Source organism: Rhodospirillaceae bacterium, from assembly GCA_002746255.1.
Classification (GTDB): Bacteria; Pseudomonadota; Alphaproteobacteria.
Genome location: NVWO01000013.1, coordinates 1 through 20610, shown reverse-complemented (window position 1 = coordinate 20610; position 20610 = coordinate 1). Strand labels below are relative to the sequence as shown.

The 20610-nt window shown below is 57.0% G+C and carries 12 protein-coding genes and 2 pseudogenes; 8 read left to right on the top strand and 6 right to left on the bottom strand.

The features are described from left to right. Positions 1–11 precede the first annotated feature (11 nt). The gene (locus COA65_07755; protein PCJ58525.1) at positions 12–1160 is read left to right on the top strand and encodes a 1-aminocyclopropane-1-carboxylate deaminase; all 1149 of its coding nucleotides are present in this window, start codon (positions 12–14) and stop codon (positions 1158–1160) included. Here COA65_07755 and COA65_07750 read toward each other — a convergent pair whose 3' ends face one another. Beyond that, positions 1161–3707, bottom strand: a complete 2547-nt coding sequence (locus COA65_07750; protein PCJ58524.1) for a ribonuclease E/G — start codon at positions 3705–3707, stop codon at positions 1161–1163. Positions 3708–4225: 518 nt separating this feature from the next. Between COA65_07750 and COA65_07745 the strand changes: the two genes are divergently transcribed. From COA65_07745 to COA65_07735, 3 genes and pseudogenes are all read left to right on the top strand, one after another. After that, positions 4226–5374 carry an N-acetylmuramoyl-L-alanine amidase gene (locus COA65_07745; GenBank protein PCJ58548.1) on the top strand — a complete coding sequence of 383 codons (1149 nt, stop codon included), beginning with the start codon at positions 4226–4228 and terminating at the stop codon, positions 5372–5374. 51 nt (positions 5375–5425) lie between these two features. Further along, positions 5426–7894: a penicillin-binding protein gene (locus tag COA65_07740; GenBank protein ID PCJ58523.1), complete on the top strand. Its 2469-nt coding sequence runs from the start codon at positions 5426–5428 to the stop codon at positions 7892–7894. Between the two features lie 50 nt (positions 7895–7944). Further along, a pseudogene (locus tag COA65_07735) lies at positions 7945–9039 on the top strand (peptide chain release factor 2). Here the strand turns inward: COA65_07735 and COA65_07730 are convergent. After that, positions 9036–9500: a thioredoxin-dependent thiol peroxidase gene (locus COA65_07730; GenBank protein PCJ58522.1), complete on the bottom strand. Its 465-nt coding sequence runs from the start codon at positions 9498–9500 to the stop codon at positions 9036–9038. The pseudogene COA65_07735 and the gene COA65_07730 sit on opposite strands and share 4 nt — an antisense overlap. Beyond that, a complete protein-coding gene (locus COA65_07725; GenBank protein ID PCJ58521.1) occupies positions 9490–12546 on the bottom strand; it encodes a bifunctional [glutamate--ammonia ligase]-adenylyl-L-tyrosine phosphorylase/[glutamate--ammonia-ligase] adenylyltransferase in 3057 nt (1018 codons plus the stop codon). The genes COA65_07730 and COA65_07725 overlap by 11 nt, the downstream gene beginning before the upstream one ends. Between COA65_07725 and COA65_07720 the strand changes: the two genes are divergently transcribed. After that, the gene (locus tag COA65_07720; GenBank protein ID PCJ58520.1) at positions 12305–15685 is read left to right on the top strand and encodes a hypothetical protein; all 3381 of its coding nucleotides are present in this window, start codon (positions 12305–12307) and stop codon (positions 15683–15685) included. The two genes, COA65_07725 and COA65_07720, sit on opposite strands and share 242 nt — an antisense overlap. A gap of 10 nt (positions 15686–15695) precedes the next feature. Here COA65_07720 and COA65_07715 read toward each other — a convergent pair whose 3' ends face one another. Next, on the bottom strand, positions 15696–16955 hold the full coding sequence (locus COA65_07715) for a tyrosine--tRNA ligase (GenBank protein ID PCJ58519.1): 1260 nt from the start codon (positions 16953–16955) through the stop codon (positions 15696–15698). 123 nt (positions 16956–17078) lie between these two features. Between COA65_07715 and COA65_07710 the strand changes: the two genes are divergently transcribed. After that, the gene (locus COA65_07710; GenBank protein ID PCJ58547.1) at positions 17079–18194 is read left to right on the top strand and encodes an anhydro-N-acetylmuramic acid kinase; all 1116 of its coding nucleotides are present in this window, start codon (positions 17079–17081) and stop codon (positions 18192–18194) included. Here COA65_07710 and COA65_07705 read toward each other — a convergent pair. Continuing rightward, positions 18191–18847 carry an alpha/beta hydrolase gene (locus tag COA65_07705; protein ID PCJ58518.1) on the bottom strand — a complete coding sequence of 219 codons (657 nt, stop codon included), beginning with the start codon at positions 18845–18847 and terminating at the stop codon, positions 18191–18193. The two genes, COA65_07710 and COA65_07705, sit on opposite strands and share 4 nt — an antisense overlap. A gap of 229 nt (positions 18848–19076) precedes the next feature. Here COA65_07705 and cysE point away from each other — a divergent pair, with 229 nt between their 5' ends. Together cysE and COA65_07695 are read left to right on the top strand one after the other, a co-directional pair. Further along, positions 19077–19790 carry a serine O-acetyltransferase gene (gene cysE / locus COA65_07700; protein ID PCJ58517.1) on the top strand — a complete coding sequence of 238 codons (714 nt, stop codon included), beginning with the start codon at positions 19077–19079 and terminating at the stop codon, positions 19788–19790. Next, positions 19787–20077, top strand: a pseudogene (locus COA65_07695) (Rrf2 family transcriptional regulator). The gene cysE and the pseudogene COA65_07695 overlap by 4 nt, the downstream one beginning before the upstream one ends. On the opposite strand, the gene COA65_07690 reads toward COA65_07695, so the two are convergent. After that, on the bottom strand, positions 19978–20610 hold a 633-nt coding region (locus tag COA65_07690), incomplete at its 5' end, for a hypothetical protein (GenBank protein PCJ58516.1). The pseudogene COA65_07695 and the gene COA65_07690 overlap by 100 nt on opposite strands.

The window sequence follows — 20610 nt, the reverse complement described above, 5'->3', positions numbered from 1 at the left end:
ATTTTGACGACATGGTTTTGAAGGTTTCCAAACGGGGGGCCGTTCCACCTTTTCTCGTTATGGATGTCCTGCGTGCCGCAAACGAACGCGAGGCGGCCGGGGAAGACGTGCTGCATCTGGAACTGGGCCAGCCTGGAACCGGCGCGCCGGCGGCGGTGGTCGCTGCGACCCAGGCGGTCCTTGCCTCCGATCCGCTTGGCTATACCGAGGCGCTTGGCCTTCCACGCCTTCGCGTGCGCATTGCGGCGCATTATGGCGAAGCCTATGGCCTTGATGTGGCGCCGGAGCGGATCGTCGTTACGACGGGGGCTTCGGGCGGCTTTTTGCTGGCCTTTCTAAGCGCGTTTGAAGCGGGCGACCGGGTAGGGATCGTCGAACCAGGCTATCCAGCCTATCGCAATATTCTCAACGCGCTTGATCTTCAACCGGTCGCCATTCGGGCCTCTATGGAAAACCGCTTTCAGCCAAGCGTTGAACAGCTTGTGCCGCTTGCCAGCAACCTGGACGGGCTGATTCTTGCAAGCCCCTCAAATCCGACCGGCACCATGTTGTCGCGGGACGCATTTAAACATCTGGCGGCGTTTTGCAGCCAGAGTGGCATTCGTCTGATCTCGGATGAGATTTATCATGGCATCACTTACGGCRAACCGGCGGCAAGCGCYCTGGAATTTGATMGCMAAGCGATCGTTGTTAACAGTTTTTCGAAATATTATTCAATGACGGGGTGGCGKGTTGGCTGGATGGTCGTGCCGGAACCGCTTTTGCGCTCGATCGAGTGCCTTGCMCAAAACCTGTTTATYTCGCCACCAACGCTTTCACAGCACGGCGCCATCTCGGTTTTTGATTGCCAGGAGGAATTGGACGCGACCGTTGCCGCTTATGCAAAAAACCGCGAATGGCTTCTGGAAGAATTACCGAAGGCGGGTTTTGACAAACTCGCGCCCGCAGATGGCGCTTTCTATCTTTATGCGGACATCTCGTCCTTTTCCAGCGATAGCGAGAGTTTTTGCCGTGCCATGTTGGAAGAAACCGGCGTCGCCGCGACGCCGGGGATTGATTTTGATCCTGTCGAGGGAAACCGCGCCGTCCGTTTTTCCTTCGCCGRTACCACCGCAACGATGGTTGAGGCGGCACGCCGCCTAAAAAACTGGCGACCCTGATTACTCGCCGGTGGGCGCTTCGGCGGGGGCCGACGGCGTTTTTGCCGTCGTCTGGCTGGCCGTTTCGGGGCTGGCCGTTGATGCCGGGTTGCTCGCCGCCGTGTCCGCGGATGTTGATGCCTCGCCGCCCTCTTTCTTGCGGCTTGGCCGCCGGCGCCGACGCGGTTTCTTTTTTGGAGCGTCTGCCTGGTCGTTTGTAGCATTTGCAACCGGGGTCGGAGCTTCTGTGGTCGGAGCCGAAGCCTCTGCAACCGGAGCCGGAGCTTCTGTGGCCTGCGCCGGAGCTTTTGCAACCGGAGCCGAAGCCTCTGCAACCGGAGCGTTGTTCTGGGCTTGCCCTTCTTGTGCGTTTTTTGCCTGGGTACGCCGCCTTCCGCCACGACGTCCGCGCCGACGGCGTTTGCTGCGAGGCTGCGCATCGCCTTCGGCGTTTTCCCCGGCGGTAGCGTTCTCTCCGGCGGGGGCGTTTGCCCCGGCGGTGGTCTCCACAGCCGTTGTTGCCTCGGGTGTTGTTTCTGCGGCCGTTGTTGCCTCGGCGGTGGCTTCCGTCTGGGTTTCCTTTTTGGGCCGGCGGCGCCGGCGTGACCGGCGCCCTTCTTTGGCTGGTTCCGTGCCGGCCTTTCCGGCCTCGGCTTTTTCAGATGCAGCCGCCGTGACCTCTTCTTTTATGCCGTCCTGGGACCTTGTGCGTTCCATCCGATAGGCAGGTGGAATTAATTTGTCGTCTCGCGCGATGACAATCTGAAAGTGGAAGCGGGCCTGTATTTCCGCCAACGTCTCGCGTTTTTGGTTGAGGAGGTAAAGGGCGATGTCCGTCGGCACGAAAACGGTGACGGCGCTGCTTCTTTTGCGAACGCCTTCCTCTTCAATAGCGCGTAGAACGTAAAGGGAGGTCGATTCGGTCGAACGGATGATGCCGGTCCCCTCGCAGTGCAGGCAGGTTTCCGAGCTTGTTTCAAGCAGGCTTGGACGCAATCGTTGACGGGACATTTCCAGAAGCCCGAAGGCGCTGATTTTGCCAAGGCGAATTCGCGCCCGGTCCGTCTTCATTGCGTCTTTGACAGTACGTTCAATCTGGCGCCGATGCCGACCTTCATCCATGTCGATAAAGTCGATGACGATAAGTCCGCCAAGATCGCGCAGCCGCAATTGGCGGGCGACTTCCTCTGCCGCTTCCTGGTTTGTTTTGACAGCCGTGCCTTCGATGTTGCGTTCCTTTGTTGAACGTCCGGAGTTTACATCGATGGAAACAAGGGCTTCCGTCGGGCTGATGATGATGTAGCCGCCAGACTTCAGTTCGACCCGGGGGCTGTGAATTTCATCCAATTGTGCTTCGACCTGATAACGTCGGAAAAGCGGGATGTGCGGATCCTTGTAGGGTTGAACATGCTTTGCGTGCGATGGCATCAGCATGCGCATGAAGTCCTTGGCCGTCCGATAGCCAGCCTCACCATCGACGAGGATTTCCTCGATATCCTTATGATAGAGGTCACGAATGGAGCGCATGATCAGATTCGCTTCCTCGTAGACCAGCGCTGGCGCCGTTGATTGCAGCGTTAATTCTCTGACTTTGTCCCAGACGCGCAGCAGATAGTCAAAATCCCGCCGGATTTCCGGCTTCGTTCGTTCCAGCCCGGCCGTGCGCAGGATGACGCCCATGCCGTCGGCGATGGACAGGGTCTTGAGAATGTCGCGCATCCGCTTGCGGTCGCTGTGATTGGTGATTTTGCGTGAGATGCCGCCACCGCGGGCCGTGTTCGGCATGAGCACGCAATAGCGACCGGCAAGGGATAGATAGGTTGTCAGGGCCGCGCCTTTGTTTCCGCGTTCTTCCTTTACGACCTGGACAAGCAGGATTTGCCTTCGTTTGATGACTTCCTGGATTTTGTAATTGCGGGCAGGACGACTGCGCCGCGCGACGTCTTCGATCTCGTCGCCGCCAAGGGTTTCCACATGTTCTTCCAGCGTTTCTGCCGCTGGCTGGGGGGCAGCCCTTCTGCCTTTTGCTTTGCGGGGCTCGACTCCGGAAGATTCGCTCTCGGTTTCGGCAGACCCGGCTTCAGCCTCGGTTTCGGCAGACCCGGCTTCAGCCTCGGTTTCGGCAGACCCGGCTTCGGCCTCGGTCTCATCGGCAGGCTTGCTTTCGACCCCGGAAGACTCGCCCTCGGCTTCGGCTTCGGAAGGTTCGGCGTCGGTAGGCTCATCGGGCTTTGCGACTGCCGGTGTTTCGGTTGGCTCTTCCGCGCCTTCCGATTTATGGATGGCGGCTTCCTCTTCAAGCAGGGCCTCCCGGTCAGCAATAGGGATCTGGTAATAATCCGGGTGAATTTCGCTGAAAGCGAGAAAGCCGTGCCGACCGCCGCCATATTCGACGAACGCGGCTTGAAGGGACGGCTCAACGCGCATCACCTTCGCGAGATAGATATTTCCTTTTAACTGTTTTTTGGTAGAGGCCTCGAAATCGAACGCTTCGACTCGGTTTCCATCCAGAATGACGACTCGGGTTTCTTCCGGGTGCGTCGTATCGACCAACATCCGCTTTGCCATTCGGCAAAAACTCCATGCCACAGACCGATCTTTCGTGCGATGGCGAAAGTCGGCGCGGCTAATCTGCGAAGTCGGCGGCGCCTTGCGTTATCAACCCGTCGAACGCCAACCACTTTGGTCAGGACGGGGCCGCTTTGGCGACCTGCCCCCGAGGGGGAAAGACGACTTCTAGGTTCAACATCGCTTCGCAAGTCATTGACGCCGTTAACCGATTGCCGGGGGGAATTCATAAAAAAATCCCGGCCAAAGATCGGCCACCGCGCCCCTGTTGCAATCACCAAAGAAGGGATTGATACAGACGCCCTACGAAATATCGCTGGGCGACCATACGCTGCCCCTTCGCCTTTCGCCAATGAATTTGTATAACCGTATGAAAACGGGTCGCTTTCTTCCAGTATTGGGAATTTTTGCGTAGGGTTTTTCGGGAAAAACCCGGTGTTGGCGCGAGATGTGGTATGAAACACCTTCTTCAAACTCTAGATGTGGCGGGATTTCGGTTGCGACGCGCTGCTTTTCTGATGTTGCTAGCGATGATGTGGCCTTCCCTGTTGTCGGCGGAACCCGCCGTCTCGGGCGTGCGTGTGGCCGAGCATCTCTCCATGACCCGTTTTGTCCTCGACCTTTCAGAGAAGGTTGATTTCGAGGTCTTTACCCTGGCCAAGCCATATCGGGTGGTAATCGATTTTCCGGAAATGGATTGGCGCATTCGCCCGAACGCCCTTGGCGAGGGGAAGGGGCTGATCGGGGGCTTTCGCTTTGGCCTTTTCACGTCCGGTACGTCGCGCGTGGTGCTGGATGTCAAAAAGCCGGTCGCCGTGCGGAAGGTCTTCCTCCTCAACCCGGTCGGGCAGCATGGCTACCGTTTCGTTCTCGATCTTGAAGCGGTAAGCGAGAAGAATTTCAGGAAAAGTCACGGCAAGACTGCGCGTCCAACATCGAAAAAAGTTGCCCTGGCCGTTGCGCCGCCTCCGAAAAATGGAGCAAAACCACTAATCGTCCTGGATCCAGGCCATGGGGGGGTGGACCCAGGGACGCACAGCCGTTCTGGCCTTCTTGAAAAAACAGTTACGCTGGACGTTGCCAGAAAGCTGAAGCAACGGCTTGAAGCGACGGGCCGTTATCGCGTCCTGCTGACCCGAAACAGGGATATTTTTCTTCCCCTTCGCCGGCGGGTTGCGATTTCCCGGGCGGCGGGCGCGGCCCTGTTTATCTCGCTTCATGCGGATGCGCATCGCAATTCCAAGACCCGTGGCGCCTCGGTCTACACGCTTTCCGAAAAGGGCTCAGATAAAGAGGCTGCGGCCCTGGCTGCCAAGGAGAACAAGGCGGATATTATCGCCGCGCTTGATTTTACGGATTATCCAGACCCGGTGCTGACGAACATCCTGATCGACATGTCGCAATGGCAATCCCTGAAGTCGTCGCTGAAATTCGCCAATTTAGTCATAAAGGAGATGGGTAAGGTCACGCGCCTGGTTCGAAATACGCGCAGAGATGCCGGATTTGCGGTTTTAAAAGCCCCGGACGTTCCGTCCATCCTGGTCGAGATGGGCTATCTTTCAAACCGCAAGGAAGCGAAACTTCTGCAGGAGCGGTCCCATCAGACCCGGTTGGCAGATGCGATTGTAAAGGCGGCAAACCAATATTTCGATGGGCGCGATCTTTGATGTACACAGCACTTTCCGGTCTTTTGACCGAGAATCATTTGTTGGGGTGTGATGCCACGTCTCGTCTTTAACCTGTTTGTGGTTATCGCCTTCGTCGCCTTTCTCGGTGTCATGGGGGTGCTTGGCGTCTTCTTTTATTTTGGAAGGGGGCTGCCGGATTATCAGCAATTGGCGGATTACGAACCGTTGGCCGTCACGCGCTTTCACGCGGGCGATGGGCGGCTTTTGGCCGAATATGCCGTCGAGAAGCGGGTTTTTGTGCCGATGACGGCCATTCCGAAGCGGGTCGTGAAGGCCTTTCTTGCCGCCGAAGACAAGAATTTCTACGACCATTCCGGCATCGATTTCACCAGCGTTCTTCGCGCGATGATCGATAACCTTGCCCATCTTGGTCAGAACCGCCGGCCAAAGGGGGCCTCGACCATCACCCAACAGGTGGCGAAAAACTTCCTGTTGACGAATGAATTGAGCCTGGATCGCAAAATTAAAGAAGCGATCCTGGCATTTCGGATCGAGCATGCCTTTTCGAAAGACCACATCCTCGAGCTTTATCTAAACGAGATTTACCTTGGCCTCGGCTCCTATGGGGTCGCCGCCGCTGCGCTAAATTATTTCGATAAATCCTTGGACAAGCTATCAATTTCAGAGGCCGCCTATCTTGCGGCCCTTCCCAAGGCACCGAACAATTACCACCCGGTGCGCAAAGCTCTGGCGGCGCGTGCACGCCGGAACTGGGTGATCGAGCGCATGGCCTCCCAAGGCTTCATTAGTCGCTCGGAAGCAAAGGTGGAGAAGGCGAAACCGCTGGATGTGGCGCGTAAGAGCGGCCCGGCCGACCTTGCCAAGGCCGATTTCTTCGTCGAAGAGGTGCGTCGCAAGCTGTTGGAACGCTACGGCAAGGACGGGCTTTACCATGGTGGGCTTTCCGTACGCACGACCCTGGACCCGAAGCTTCAGAAAAATGCCGAGGCGGCGTTGCGCGCCGGCCTCATCGCCTATGATCACCGCCATGGCTGGCGCGGGCCGGTCGCCAGGCTTGATGTAGGGCCCGCCTGGCCGCAATTACTGGCTGCCGTGCACAAGCCTGACGGGCTTGATCCGTGGCGTCTGGCGCTGGTGCTGAACCTGGACGGGGATGCGGCGTGGATCGGATTTACGGATGGCAGCCTCGGCAAGGTGCCGCTCGGCAAGATGCGCTGGGCACGGGCATGGCTGAAGGGCGAATTTCTTGGCCCGAAGGTGGAAAAACCTTCGGACGTGCTGCATATCGGCGATGTCGTTGCGGTGGAGGCGGATCGCGCGCCGGTGGCGAAGGTAACACCACCACCCGGAACCTATGGCTTGCGCCAGATACCAGCGGTTGAAGGGGCGCTTGTCGCCATGGACCCGCATACGGGTCGCGTGCTTGCCATGACCGGTGGCTTTAGTTTCCAAAAATCGGAATTCAATCGGGCAACACAGGCCATGCGCCAACCCGGCTCCGCTTTCAAGCCGTTTGTCTATCTGGCGGCGCTGGATGCGGGTTTTACGCCGTCGAGCTTGATCCTTGATGCGCCATTTGTGATCGATCAGGGGCCGGGGCTTGGGAAGTGGAAGCCGATGAATTATGGCGATAAATTCTACGGTCCCAGCACGATGCGCCTCGGCATCGAAAAATCCCGTAATTTGATGACGGTTCGCCTTGCCCAGACCATTGGCATGGATGCCGTTACGGAGGTGGCCCGGCGTTTTGGTATCGTTGATAATATGCCGCCCGTTCTTTCGATGGCGCTTGGTGCGGGTGAGACGACGCTGCTTCGGCTGACAAACGCTTACGCAATGCTGGTCAATGGCGGCAACCGCCTGCAACCAGCCTTTGTCGATCGCATCCAGGACCGTCACGGTAAAACGATTTTTCGCCAGGATAACCGGGAATGCGAAAACTGCGCGGTTCGCCAATGGCTGAATGAAGACATGCTTGGGGAAGGGGAGGTAAGCAGTGTGCCTTCTCTCTCGGAAGTGCCGGAAATTCTGAACGTCAGAGAACGCGTTGCCGATCAAGGCTCTGCCTATCAGGTCGTTTCCATGTTGGAGGGGGTTGTCCAGCGTGGCACTGGGCGTTCGGTCCGTTCAGTCCGCAAACCCCTTGCCGGTAAGACGGGGACGACGAATGAAAGTATTGACGCCTGGTTTGTCGGGTTCACGGCGGATCTTGTCGTCGGGGTCTTTGTCGGGTTCGACGTGCCACGGTCGCTGGGCCGGCGCGAAACGGGCGCCCGGGCCGCCGCGCCGATCTTTCGCGATTTCATGGCCGCCACCCTGCGTGGCAAGCCAGCCGTCCCTTTTCGCATTCCACCGGGAATTCAACTGGTTCGTGTGAACGCGCAAACCGGATTGCCGGCCAGGGCCGGGGATCGCAAGGTTATCCTTGAGGCCTTCAAGCCGGGGACGGAGCCGAAAGAACGTGCGCCGGTGCTTGACGGCACCGGCGGGGTTGGGACACCGGTTGTTCCCACGGATGGCACCGGCGGCCTATATTAAATTTTCAGAAAAACATCGGGAGACAAACATGCGGGCAGAGATGGAAAGCTGTGCAGAAGCCATTCGGCAGTCGCTTGGACTGCTAAGGAGGCATCTTTGACTGGGACAATGCCCTTAAGCGCTTTGAAGAATTAAACAAAGAGGCGGAAAACCCAGCCCTTTGGGACAAGCCCGAACATGCTCAGACGATTTTAAAAGAACGTACGCGGCTGGAGGCGGCGATTAATTCCTGCCGTGAGATCGAACGCGAGCTTGTCGATCAGTCCGACCTGATCGCGCTTGGCGAGGCGGAGGAAGATCAAGAGGTCGTTGCCGAAGCCGAAGCGGCGCTTGCGGTCCTTCGCGAGCGTACGGCAAAGCTTGAGCTTGAAAGTCTGCTTTCGGGCGAGGCCGACGCGAACGATTGTTTTCTCGAGGTTCACGCGGGCGCCGGCGGCACCGAGTCCCAGGATTGGGCTGAAATGCTGCTCCGGATGTATGTCCGCTGGGCGGAAAGCCACGGCTTCAAGGCCGAGTGGCTGGAGGAAAGTATGGGCGATGAGGCGGGAATCAAATCAGCGACCATCCGGCTTGCCGGCACGAATGCCTTTGGCTGGCTGAAAACGGAAAGCGGCGTCCATCGGCTGGTGCGGATATCCCCCTTTGACGCCAGTGCGCGACGGCATACAAGCTTCGCCTCTGTCTGGGTTTATCCGGTTATCGATGATGACATTGAAATAGAAATTCAGGACAAGGACCTGCGGGTTGACACCTATCGCGCCTCGGGTGCCGGGGGACAGCACGTCAATAAAACGGATAGCGCTATCCGCCTGACCCATCTGTCAAGCGGCATTGTTGTTCAATGTCAGTCAAGCCGGTCCCAGCACCGCAACCGGGCCGAAGCGATGAAGATGCTGCGCGCCCGCCTTTATGAACTTGAGCTTCAAAAACGCGAAGACGAGGCGGAAACAAAGTCCGTGCAAAAACAGGAGATTGGATGGGGGCATCAAATCCGTTCTTACGTATTGCACCCCTACCAGATGGTGAAAGATCTGCGGACCGGCGTTGAAACCGGCAACGCGCCGGCGGTGCTTGACGGCGATCTCGATCCCTTCCTGTCTGCCTCTCTGGCCCAGCGCGTCGGTGTTGCGGCGAAGTCGAACTAAAGGGCTTCGATCGCCGCGATGACCGCTTCCACATGGTCTTTTACCTTCACCTTCCGCCAGATGTTGCGCAAGGTGCCTTTTTCGTCGATCAAAAAGGTTGCGCGTTCAATGCCCATGAAGCTGCGACCGTAGAGACTTTTCTTTTTCCACACGCCATAGGCCTGGATGGTTTCGCCTTCCTCGTCAGATAGCAGGGTGAAGGGGATGTCGTATTTCTCCTTGAACTTGTCATGGCGCAGGACGCTGTCCTTCGAAACGCCGATGATTTCCACCTTTTTTCGCTTGAGGGCAGGGAAGGCGTCTCTGAAATCGCAGGCTTCCTTCGTGCAGCCCGGTGTCAAATCCTTCGGATAGAAATAAAGGACAACTTTCTTTCCGCGCAGTGTTTTTAGGGAAAGCGTGCCCCCGCCATCGGTCGGCTGCGTAAAATCAGGTGCCTTGTCGCCAGGTTCAAGGGGCATTGGGTGTTCCTTTTTTACTTGGGGGAAGGTGCTTCTCGGGCGTGGTCAGCATGGCGTCGAACTGGCCGCGAACGCTTTTGGCGGTTTCTTCGATGCGGATTTTCAGGTGCTCGAAATCCTTACATAAAACGGAATGGATCAAAGCCTGGCGCAGGCCTTCGGGAAGCTCGCTTTCCTCGAAAGGGCCCTCAAAGGAAAGGCTCAACAACCCGATAAGGCGATTCCAGAAACGGGAAGCTTCGATCAGCATCTCGATTGTTTTCGGCGCCAGGATATTGGCATCGCGAATATGTATGAGCGTAACTAGCGTATTTGTAGAGTGAATTTCCGGGTGCTTTGCAAAATGTGAAAGCACGAGATACTGGCATAGAAACTCAATATCGATCAGGCCACCGGGCCGGTTCTTTAGGTCCCAGAAATTCTTTCCTGGTCGTTGGCGTGCGATGCGTTCGCGCATGTCGGCGATGTCGCGGATAAGCGTTGCTTGTTGGGCGGTTGTCCGGTGCAGGGCCGTATCGATTGCTTTTTCCACCGCCGCGCACAAAACCTTCGGGCCGGTGATCACTCGCGCCCGGGTAAGCGCCTGAAACTCCCATGTCCAGGCGGTGTCGTGAAAGTATTTTTCGAAGGCTGTAAGGCTTATGGCAAGTGGGCCGGCTTCTCCGGAGGGCCGCAGCCGCATGTCAATTTTATAAAGCCGGCCTTCGCCGGTAAGGGACGTCAGCGCAGAATTCAATGCCTGGGTAAGACGAATGAAATAGTGACTTGGTGACACCGTGCGATCGCCATCCGACAGTGACGCATCCTTTGGCGCGTCATAGATGCAGACAAGGTCCAGGTCAGATTGGAAGGTAAGCTCGCGCCCGCCAAGTTTGCCCATTGCGATGACGGCCATGCCGCCGCCGGGAAACGTGCCGTGCCGTGCTTCGATTCCCTTCTCGACATGGGCAAGCAAGGCCGTAACGACCGTATCGGCTATATCTGAGAGCGGAAATCCGGCTTCGTCCGAAAGCAGGTGATTGCGAAGCACCTGCACGCCGATCCGAAATTTCCAATCGTTTGTCCAGCGCCGCGAGATGTCGAGCACATCCTGAAAGTCGCGGGCCTGTTGGAGAGCCTGGGTCAGCCCTTCTGCCAGGCGCGCCTTCGGTGGTGGCGGATCAAAAAAATCTTCCTCCAGCACGGCGTCCAGAATGATCGGGTGGCGGCTCAGGCTGTCGGCGAGGCTGGGCATGCTTCCCATGATCTCGGCGATGAGATCGAGAAGCAGCGGGTTTGCCTGGAAAAGCGAAAACAGCGACACGCCTGCCGGAAGTTTTGAAAGAAATTCGTCGAATTTCATGAGGGCGACGTTCGGGTTGACGGTCTTTGCAAAGGCCTTCAACAGGGTTGGCATCAACTCGGTCAAAATCTGACGCGCTCGTTCAGCGCGCGTGGCGCGATAGCGACCGTAATGCCAGGCGCGAATCACCGAAGCGGCGTTCGGCGCATCTTGAAAACCCATCCTTTCCAAGGTCTCCAGCGTCTCCGGGTCATCCTCGCCACCGGTGAAGACAAGCTTTCCTTCTTTCGTTCCAAGGGCTGGCGCTTCCTCAAACAGTGAGGCGGAATCGTCAACGACCCGGGTTAAATGCCGGGTCATTTCGGCCTCGAAAGCGTCCGTGTCGTCATAGCCAAGAAAAACTGCAATCTCACGAAGCGCGTTGGCGTCTTTGGGAAGCGTATGGGTCTGTTTGTCATCGATCATCTGCAAGCGGTGTTCAACCCGGCGAAGGTAGAAATAGCTTTCGGTCAATTCTTTTGCGGTTGTTTCATTGATGCGTCCGGCATCGGCCAATTCGCGCAGTGCAGCGCAGGTCTTGCGTGCGCGTAATTTTGGCATACGCCCGCCCCAGATGAGTTGCTGTGTCTGAGTGAAAAGTTCGATTTCACGGATGCCGCCGCGGCCAAGCTTCACATTGTGGCCGGCAAAGGCAATAGTGTGGCCGCCGCGATGGGTTTCGATCTGGCGTTTGATGGAATGGATATCTTGAATGGCGGCAAAGTCGAGGGACTTTCGCCAAAGAAAAGGTTGCAGGCCTTCCAGAAATTTATTCCCCGCTTCGATATCGCCGGCCACCGGGCGCGCCTTGATGAAGGCCGCGCGTTCCCAGTTCTGTCCGGTGCTTTCGTAATAAGTTTCGGCGGCGGCAACGGAAAGGGCGATCGGGGTTGCCCGGGGGTCCGGACGCAGGCGAAGGTCCGTTCGAAAAACATATCCGTCTTTGGTTCTTTCCTCGAGAATGGCGACGAAGGAACGCGTTAAGCGTTCAAAAAAACGTTGCACGTTCCCATCGCCCAGAAAATGAACGTGCTCGGCCTCATAGAGAACGATCAGGTCCACGTCGCTTGAATAATTCAGTTCATGTGCGCCCAATTTTCCCATGGCCAATACGATAAACCCGGAACCCAGGGCGGGGTCTGCCGGCTCGGCGAGCGCTAGGTTTCCATCCTTCGCGGCGCCGCGAAGCAGCACGTCGACGGTGAGGCGAAGGGTCGTGTCAGCGAAGTCGCTTAAAACCCTCATGACGTCTTCCGTGGACCAAAGGCCCGCAATGTCGGCAAGGCCGACCAGCAGGGCGGCGCGGCGTTTTGCCACGCGGAGCAGGTGTTTCAGTGTTGCTTCGTCGGTAAGGGCCGCTGTTTCTTCACACATCCAATTCTGCAACTGGCTGGCGGCGGCTTGCGGGCCGGTGGCGACCAGATCGCGGAAGAAGGCCCGTTCCTTCAAAAGGCAGGCCCCAAGATAGGGACTGTTGCCGAAAATGGCGTCGAGAACCGCCCGCCCGGTCGGATCCTCGACGAAGCTCTCGGCAAAGGCTTTTAATGGGCCATCCGTTAGACTCTTCGTCTGCTCGCACCAGCGTTCGCGCCCAATGGTGGCGCGTTCGGCGTTGCCGGGCCGTGGCCAAGCATCAACATTGGACAAGAGGGGTGGTTGCCGCATAGTTTTTAACTGCTTTTCACTTTGGCGCCTTACACATGAGTTTTGCGTGATTCTCCGCACCTCGAGAACATTGCTTAGAATAGTCGGCTTTGCGACCTTCGTCTTTTTTGTCGCGATATTGGGTCTGGGTCTACGCCTTTCCGCTGGGCCGATCTCCCTGGATTTTCTGAAAGGGAATGTCGAGACGGCCTTGAGCGAGGGAGATGGGGGCTATCAGCTCCGTATGGACAGGCTGCTGCTCACCTGGGATGGGGTTGCTGGCGGCCTGGGTTTTGCGGCAATTGGGGCCCGGATAACGGATGGGGATGGCGGGCGCATCGGTGAGGTGCCGAAGGCAACGATGGGGCTTAGTTTTCGCGCCATGCTTCATGGCGTCCTGGCGCCCACCCGTATTCGGGTGGAACAGCCTGTGTTCCATCTGTTGCGGCGCCTGGGAACGTCACAAACCCAGGCGGGCCAAGTGGCGGCTGAGGTCGAGGACGCGACCCTCGCCGGGCTGGTTGCCGGTTTGTTGGGAAGTGGCCTGCACGGAACATCGGCGGCGTTGCATCCGCTCGGCTATCTTTCGGAATTCCGCCTGATTGGCGCGTCGATCACGATAGACGATCAGGTGTTGGAGGCATCCTGGCATTTGCCTCGGATGGACCTTGCCCTTTACCGCGATGAAGAAGAAATTTCCGGCGATTACGCTGCCGAAATCGAGCTTTTAGGAAAAAGCGCCCGTTTTACCGGCGACATTCTTTACCCTTATGAGGTTGGAAAACTTCGCGTTGGAATCGATTTCCACGAGATTGAAGCGGCGATGTTTGCCATTGAGGCGACGCCACTTAGCCATCTGTCTGGCCTGAAGATTCCGTTGAGTGGCAGCATCGGCCTTTCTCTCTTTAAAGATGGCCGGCTGGACGAGGCGACGCTCGATCTTTCCAGTGGCAAAGGGCGCATCTTCATTCCTGGTATTTACGATAAAGGGCTGGAAATAGCCTTTGCGAAGTTAAACGGAACGATAAGCGGTGGCTTGGAGACATGGGTGATCGAAGAATTTTTTGTCGATCTTGGTGGCCCAACCGTCAAAGTTGCCCTGCGTGAAAACCGCAAAGGGGAAAAACTTTTTCTTAATGGTGATGTTGAAATTCTCAGCATGCCGATTGATGATTTGCCGCGATATTGGCCATTAGGGTTCTCTGACAACACACGGGAATGGATCGACGAACAACTTTCTTTTGGCAACATCAAAGAGACGCGCGCCATTTTTTCGGCCGTGATTGACCTTGAGAAAGGGCCTTCTTTCGATGTTACAGAGTTAAAAGGAACGATCGCATATTCCGGCATCGATACGATTTATATGTCCGACTTTCCGGCCGTGGTTGGGGCCGGCGGAACGGGAACCTTCGATCTTGCAACCCTCCATTTGGCATTGACGAAGGGAACCCATGAAGGGCTGGTTCTGGCGAAGGGTGGCGTTCATATCTTTGACCTTGAAAGCGAGGATCCGTACGCACGGGTGGATGTGACCGTTGCCGGCCCCGTTCGCCGTGCCCTGGAACTTCTTGACCATCAAAAGCTTCGTTATCTCGAAAAGATGGAGCTTTCGCCGGATCGCTTCGAAGGCGAGGCCTTAATCCACCTTTTTTTAGAGTTTCCGCTGCTTGCAGACCTTGCGCTTGAAGAGATTGAGATTGGGGCCGACGCGACGCTTCAGGCGCTTTCTTTTAAAGATGCCATTCCCGGCGTGGATCTTCGCAAGGGCGAGGTGCAGCTGAAACTTGAAGGGTCGTCGATTTCCATGACAGGGCATGGCGAAATCGGTGGTGTGCCTGCCAAGATCACATGGAAGGAAAACTTTTCCGGGAAGGCTGCCTTTCAAAGTCGCTACACCCTGAAAGCCCGCATGGACGGTGCCGCGCGGCAAAAATTTGGTTATAGCGGCGCGCCTTTTCTTTCCGGCCCGACAGAGGTGGCGCTTGTTTATACGAGCGGGGACGACAAGGGACAGCTTGCGATCGATCTGGACCTTGCTTCTGCAGAGCTTCGCGTCCCTGGTTTTGAATGGACAAAGCCGGTGGGCGCGCCGGGAAAGGGAACCATTCAGATTAACTTTGACAAGGGCAGGCTCCGGAAAATTCGTGAACTTGTGATGACGGCCGACGGCCTGGATGTGAAGGGGGAAATTGGTTTTGCCCTTGATGGGAAAACGATCGAATGGGCGCAGTTTGAACGCCTGAAATTCGGGCTCACGGATGTTGAAGGAAAGGGGGTGCGCGCTGCGGATGGCGGTTTTGATGTGACGCTTACCGGTCGTGGCTTTGATGCGGAAAAAATTCTTGATCAGGAAGAGTCTGAGACGGACCTGCCGCCGCTGAAACTTACCGTTGCGGTGGACGCTGTTCGTCTTGGCCCTGGTTCCGGAGAGAAAATCGACCGGCTTGAGGGGACGCTGCAATATGACGGCAAGTTCTGGAATTCAATCATGCTTGACGGCGTGTTGGAAAAACGCGGCACGCTGAAAATCGTCGTGCAGCCGGGTAAAGACACTCGGCTGCTGACAGTAACGTCAGATGCTGGCGGCGCCGTTCTGGAAGCCTTGGGCATCATGAAGAATTTGCACGGCGGCTCGCTTGTCATCTCGGGTGTTTTCCACGACAACGAAAAACCGGAAATGCCGCTTCGCGGGCGGATCAAGATGAAGGATTTCCGTGCCGCCAATGCGCCGATACTGACTCGGGTTCTTGCCGTTGCTTCGCTTACCGGCATCCTTAATCTGTTGACGGGGGAGGGCCTTGAATTCACGCGTCTGGACGTGCCCTTTACGATCACGCCCTCTGAAATTCTTCTTGATCAGGGCCGCGCCTTCGGGGCTTCCCTCGGCATCACCTTTGCTGGCAGGATCGATAAGGTGAAGGATGTCCTGGACATTCGGGGCACCGTTGTTCCTGCCTATACGATCAATCGCATTTTGGGGAAGATCCCCATCATTGGAAATATTTTGATCGGCGGCAAAGGGGAAGGCGTTTTTGCCATCACCTACAAGGCCGAGGGGTCTCGGGAGGATCCAAAGGTTTCCGTTAATTTGCTATCGGCGCTTGCGCCGGGGTTCCTCCGCAAATTCTTCGATGTTTTCGAGGAAGAGGTCAAAACAATCCTGTCGCCGGCACCCTCATCTTCGACGGCACCACCCCCGGAAACCGAAGCAAAACCCTAAGCCTTGGCTCTTAACCAGCCCGGACGAGGGCGTGCCGTTTCTTTCCGGCGCTAAGCTTGATCACGCCTTCTGGGTTGATATCTTCCAGGTGGATCGGCGTCGTTTCTTCCGGTGGAACGGTGCCGTTCACGCGCGCGCCACCACCGCGGATGAGACGGCGGGCTTCCCCATTGCTGGCAGCCAGGCCGGTGCGGTAAAAAAGCTCGAAGGCGGGGATGCCTGATTCCAGTTCGTTCCGTGGCACGGTGAAGGTGGGCAGGCCCGCGGCCGCTTCGCCCGCGAAGGTTTTCCGCGCCGTTTCCGCAGCTTTGACCGCAGCCGCCTCGCCATGGCAAAGGGTGGTGGTGGCATCGGCCAGGATTTTTTTCGCGTCGTTCAACTCGCTTCCCTGAAGTTTGCTCAGGCGATCAATTTCGGCCATTGGCAATTCGGTGAACAGGCTAAGGAACTTGCCAACGTCCGCGTCCTCCGTGTTGCGCCAATATTGCCAATAGTCGTAGGACGAGAATCTTTTTTCATCCAGCCAGACACTTCCTTTTGCCGTCTTCCCCATCTTTGTGCCGGAGCGTGTTGTGATCAATGGCGAGGTAAGACCGAAAAGCTCGCAACCCTCGACGCGCCGTCCAAGTTCGACTCCATTGATGATGTTGCCCCATTGATCGGACCCACCCATCTGAAGCCGACAGTCGTGGCGGCGCATCAATTCCAGAAAATCATAGGCCTGTAAAATCATGTAGTTGAATTCGAGAAAGCTGAGCGAATGTTCCCTCTCAAGGCGAAGCTTGACCGAGTCGAAGCTCAACATCCGGTTGACGGAAAAATGGCGGCCATAGTCCCGCAGGAAAGTGATGTAGCCAAGGTCGTCCAGCCACTCGGCATTGTCGAGGAAGATGGCGTCCGTCTCACCCTTGCCGAAGGTGAGGAATTTTTCGAAGATTTTGCGGATGCCTTCCCGGTTGCTCGCGATGGTCGCATCGTTCAGCAATTGGCGGCTTTCCTCCTTGCCCGAGGGGTCGCCGACCTTTGACGTGCCACCACCAAGAAGGACGATTGGCTTGTGTCCCATCTTCTGAAACCAGCGGAGCAGCATGATCGGCACAAGGCTGCCAACGTGCAGGCTGTCGGCGGTACAGTCGAAACCGATATAGCCCGGTGCCGGCGCTTTTGTAGAAAGAAGTGCGTCGAGTCCTTCCAGATTCGTGCATTGATGGACGAATGTGCGTTCGATCGCAGTTGTCAGAAAATCAGATTGGTAATCGGCCTTTGCCATTCGGATGCTCTCGATTCCTAGTCGCGTGGCGGCGTCTGTCCCAGGCAACCCTTGCCGGACGTGCTGTGATTTAACACAATCGGTGCAGGCCGGACAATGGAACGGACAAAGATTGGTTCGAAGATGGAAGAATTTAAAGCGGTTTGGGCGTTAGGGCTGATGAGCGGCACGTCTTTGGACGGGATTGATGCCGCCCTGGTCCACACGGATGGCGAGCGCGTATCCAAAATCGGCCCCGCCTGCATGAAGCCTTACAGCCCGGCCTTTCGCGAAAAGCTGCGCGGCGCGCTTGGCGGCAAGGGAGAAAACGAAGAAATTTCTCGGGAACTGACGGAACTGCATGCTGAGGCGGTTCAGGAATTGCTGACGGCATTGCCGTTGTCGGCATCGCCATGCGCGGCCTCGGACATCGCCATTATCGGTTTTCACGGGCAGACACTATTGCACGAACCGAAAAAGCATCGAACCCTGCAAATCGGTGACGGCAAGCTGCTGGCGAAGCTTACGGGCATTGATGTCGTCAACGATTTCCGTTCGGCCGATATCGCCGCCGGTGGCGAGGGGGCGCCGCTTGCGCCGCTCTATCATCTGGCGCGTGCGGAAATTCTTGCGCGTCCCCTGGCGGTCTTGAATCTCGGTGGCGTTGCGAACGTGACCTGGATCGGGGACGGAAACGCTCTGCTGGCATTTGACACCGGGCCAGGCAATGCGTTGCTGAATGACTGGATGACGCTGAGGACGGGGGACCCGTATGACTGCGACGGTCGGCTGGCGATGCGCGGCACGGTGGACGACGCCATTCTGCAACGGCTTATGCAGAATCCCTATTTTTGGCAGCGGCCTCCGAAATCTCTGGATCGCAACGCGTTCGCCATCGACGCCCTGGCCGGCCTTTCACCCGAGGACGGTGCGGCGACTCTCACGGCCTTTACCGCCGCCACCGTTGCCATGGCCGGGGAACGTCACTTTCCTTCGCCGGTTGAACGCTGGTTTATCACCGGCGGCGGGCGATGGAACCGGGCATTGATGGCGGCCCTGCGCCAACGGCTCAACGTCGAGGTCGTGCCGGTCGAGGTTGCCGGTTGGCATGGCGATGTGCTTGAGGCCGAAGCCTTTGGCTTTTTGGCGGTTCGTTCCCTTCGCGGGTTGCCGCTGTCCCTGCCGACGACGACGGGCGTGCATGCCCCGACACCGGGCGGCGTTCTTCATCGCGCAGAAAAAGCAGCGGAAAAAGCCTAATCCTTGGGGGCTTCTGGGGTCTCGCGGGTGGTGGCGAGATAGTTTTCAACGTGCTTGAGCAGTTGATCCAGCTTGTTGCTGAACAGATGGTCGGCCCCGGGGATAACCCGGTAGTCGACGTCGATGCGGCGTTGGCTCATCAGCTTGGCAGCAAGTTTGGCGACGGCCTCTTCCGGAATGACCTCGTCCTGGCGGCCATGGACGATCAGCCCGGATGTCGGGCAGGGGGCCAGAAAGTTGAAATCGAACAAATTCACCGGTGGGGCGATCGAGATAAATCTGGAAATTTCGGGCCGGCGCATCAAAAGCTGCATGCCAATCCAGGCGCCGAAGGAAAAGCCCGCGACCCAGCATTCGGGAGTGCCTGGATTATGGCTTTGCATCCAGTCCAGCGCCGCTGCCGCGTCGCTAAACTCGCCGGGGCCGTTATCGAAGCTGCCCTGGGATCGCCCGACGCCACGAAAATTAAAGCGAAGCGTTGAAAAGCCGTGCCGCAGGAACGTTTGATGAATACGGTAGGTGACACGGTTGTTCATCGTGCCGCCTTGCTTAGGGTAGGGGTGCAGCAGCAACGCGATGGGCGCGTTGTCCCTCGCATGGTGATAAAGCCCTTCGATCCGGCCTTCGGGGCCGTTGAAAATGACTTCCGACATTGCTCTCTCGTGCTCCTCTATGGGGCGGCGCTTAAATCTGAGTATTCCTGTGGGGGATTTTCGCTAAAATATTGCTATTCTGCGGAAAATTGGATCGAATAGTTGACTTAATTACTCAGGAAATATAGATTTTCAATGGTTACTTTGTTCCATAAACGCCACTAATTCCGTCGACAACGCTCAGAATTGATGATGAATAACAACGAATTGTAGCATAGTGAGCTCATTCATGTTCAAGAATTTGATTGATGAAATCGACGCCATCCTTCTCCGCGATCCTGCGGCCCGGTCGCGTCTTGACGTCGTCTTTGCCTATCCAGGTTTTCACGCAGTCCGGATCCACGGTCTTTCCCACTGGTTTTGGGGCCATGGTTTTCATTTTGCGGCGCGATTGCTATCCCATGTTGGACGCTTTCTCACGGGCATTGAAATTCACCCGGGCGCCAGGATCGGCAAGCGGTTTTTCATCGATCACGGGATGGGGGTAGTGATTGGCGAAACATCGGAAATCGAAGATGACGTCACCCTTTATCACAGCGTGACCCTTGGCGGCACCTCAAGGGGAGAAGGCAAGCGGCATCCGACATTGAAGCACGGCGTGATTGTCGGGTCGGGCGCGCAAATTCTTGGGCCCATTGAGGTGGGCGAATGTGCGCGGATCGGTTCGAACGCCGTTGTTCTAAAGAATGTGCCGGGTGGCGTCACGATGGTCGGCGTGCCGGCGCGCATCGTTGCATCGCGGGACGAAAGTCATACGGACAGCTTTTGCGCCTATGGAACGCCGTCCGCGAACTTGCCGGATCCGGCAATTGGCGCCATTGACGGTCTGCATGGCCAACTGAACGCACTTGCCGCGCGCGTAGCGAAATTGGAAACGCAGCTTGAACCGGCGTCGGAAGCGGCACCGGATACGGAACGAAAAGTGGTGGGAGAGAAGTCATGAAGCTTAGCACGAAAGGCCGCTATGCCGTTATGGCGATGGTCGATCTGGCGATCCATGGCAATGGTGCGCCGGTAGCGCTGGCCGACATCGCCGCGCGGCAGGAAATTTCAGTTTCCTATCTCGAACAACTCTTCGCCAAGCTGCGGCGCGGCGGGCAGGTGCGAAGTGTGCGTGGTCCGGGCGGCGGTTATCTGCTTGCCCGCAATTGTGAAGATATGCGGATTTCGGATGTTATCATGGCGGTGGACGAACCGATTGCGGCGACCCGCTGCAAGCCCGGCTCGCCGCCGGTCAAGATTACAAAGCGCTGGCCTTCGCCTTCGGGGCCACCTTTAGGCCAAAACTGTTGCACCGCATCGGCCAGGGTCTGGGCATCAATAAATTTATCCCCGCCTTCGCCATCGGTGCCGACAAAATCGGTTCGCATGATGATATTAACTACGCCGGCAATCGCATCAGAGCCATACAAAGCTGATCCACCATCGGTAAGCACTTCGATTCGCTCTACCATAGTGGTAGGTATAGAATTAATATCTACGAATTCGCCGCCCCCTCGAGTTGTGGTCGCCGCCGACACTTGACGCTTGCCATTGATTAACGTCAATGTCGCATTTTGGCCAAGGTTTCGCAGGTTTATGTTCGCAGTGCCTTCTATGCCGCCGCCTTCATTGGGGCCGCCTTTGCCGGTCGTCGATCCAGAATTTATTTCCAAATTCTTAATAACGTCCCAGACATTGGCAGCGCCTTGAGCTCTCATCGTTTCTTTGTCGATAATTTGAACTGGAGATGGCGCATCTAATGCGCTGCCCCGGATATACGA

What these genes read in the sequence shown, in the direction of transcription:
- COA65_07750 (PCJ58524.1), bottom strand. Translation starts at nt 3,707, where the DNA reads ATGGCAAAGCGGATGTTGGTCGATACGACGCACCCGGAAGAAACCCGA.
- COA65_07745 (PCJ58548.1), top strand. Translation starts at nt 4,226, where the DNA reads ATGTTGCTAGCGATGATGTGGCCTTCCCTGTTGTCGGCGGAACCCGCC.
- COA65_07740 (PCJ58523.1), top strand. Translation starts at nt 5,426, where the DNA reads ATGCCACGTCTCGTCTTTAACCTGTTTGTGGTTATCGCCTTCGTCGCC.
- COA65_07730 (PCJ58522.1), bottom strand. Translation starts at nt 9,500, where the DNA reads ATGCCCCTTGAACCTGGCGACAAGGCACCTGATTTTACGCAGCCGACC.
- COA65_07720 (PCJ58520.1), top strand. Translation starts at nt 12,305, where the DNA reads ATGGCGTCGAGAACCGCCCGCCCGGTCGGATCCTCGACGAAGCTCTCG.
- COA65_07715 (PCJ58519.1), bottom strand. Translation starts at nt 16,955, where the DNA reads ATGGCAAAGGCCGATTACCAATCTGATTTTCTGACAACTGCGATCGAA.
- COA65_07710 (PCJ58547.1), top strand. Translation starts at nt 17,079, where the DNA reads ATGGAAGAATTTAAAGCGGTTTGGGCGTTAGGGCTGATGAGCGGCACG.
- COA65_07705 (PCJ58518.1), bottom strand. Translation starts at nt 18,847, where the DNA reads ATGTCGGAAGTCATTTTCAACGGCCCCGAAGGCCGGATCGAAGGGCTT.
- cysE (PCJ58517.1), top strand. Translation starts at nt 19,077, where the DNA reads ATGTTCAAGAATTTGATTGATGAAATCGACGCCATCCTTCTCCGCGAT.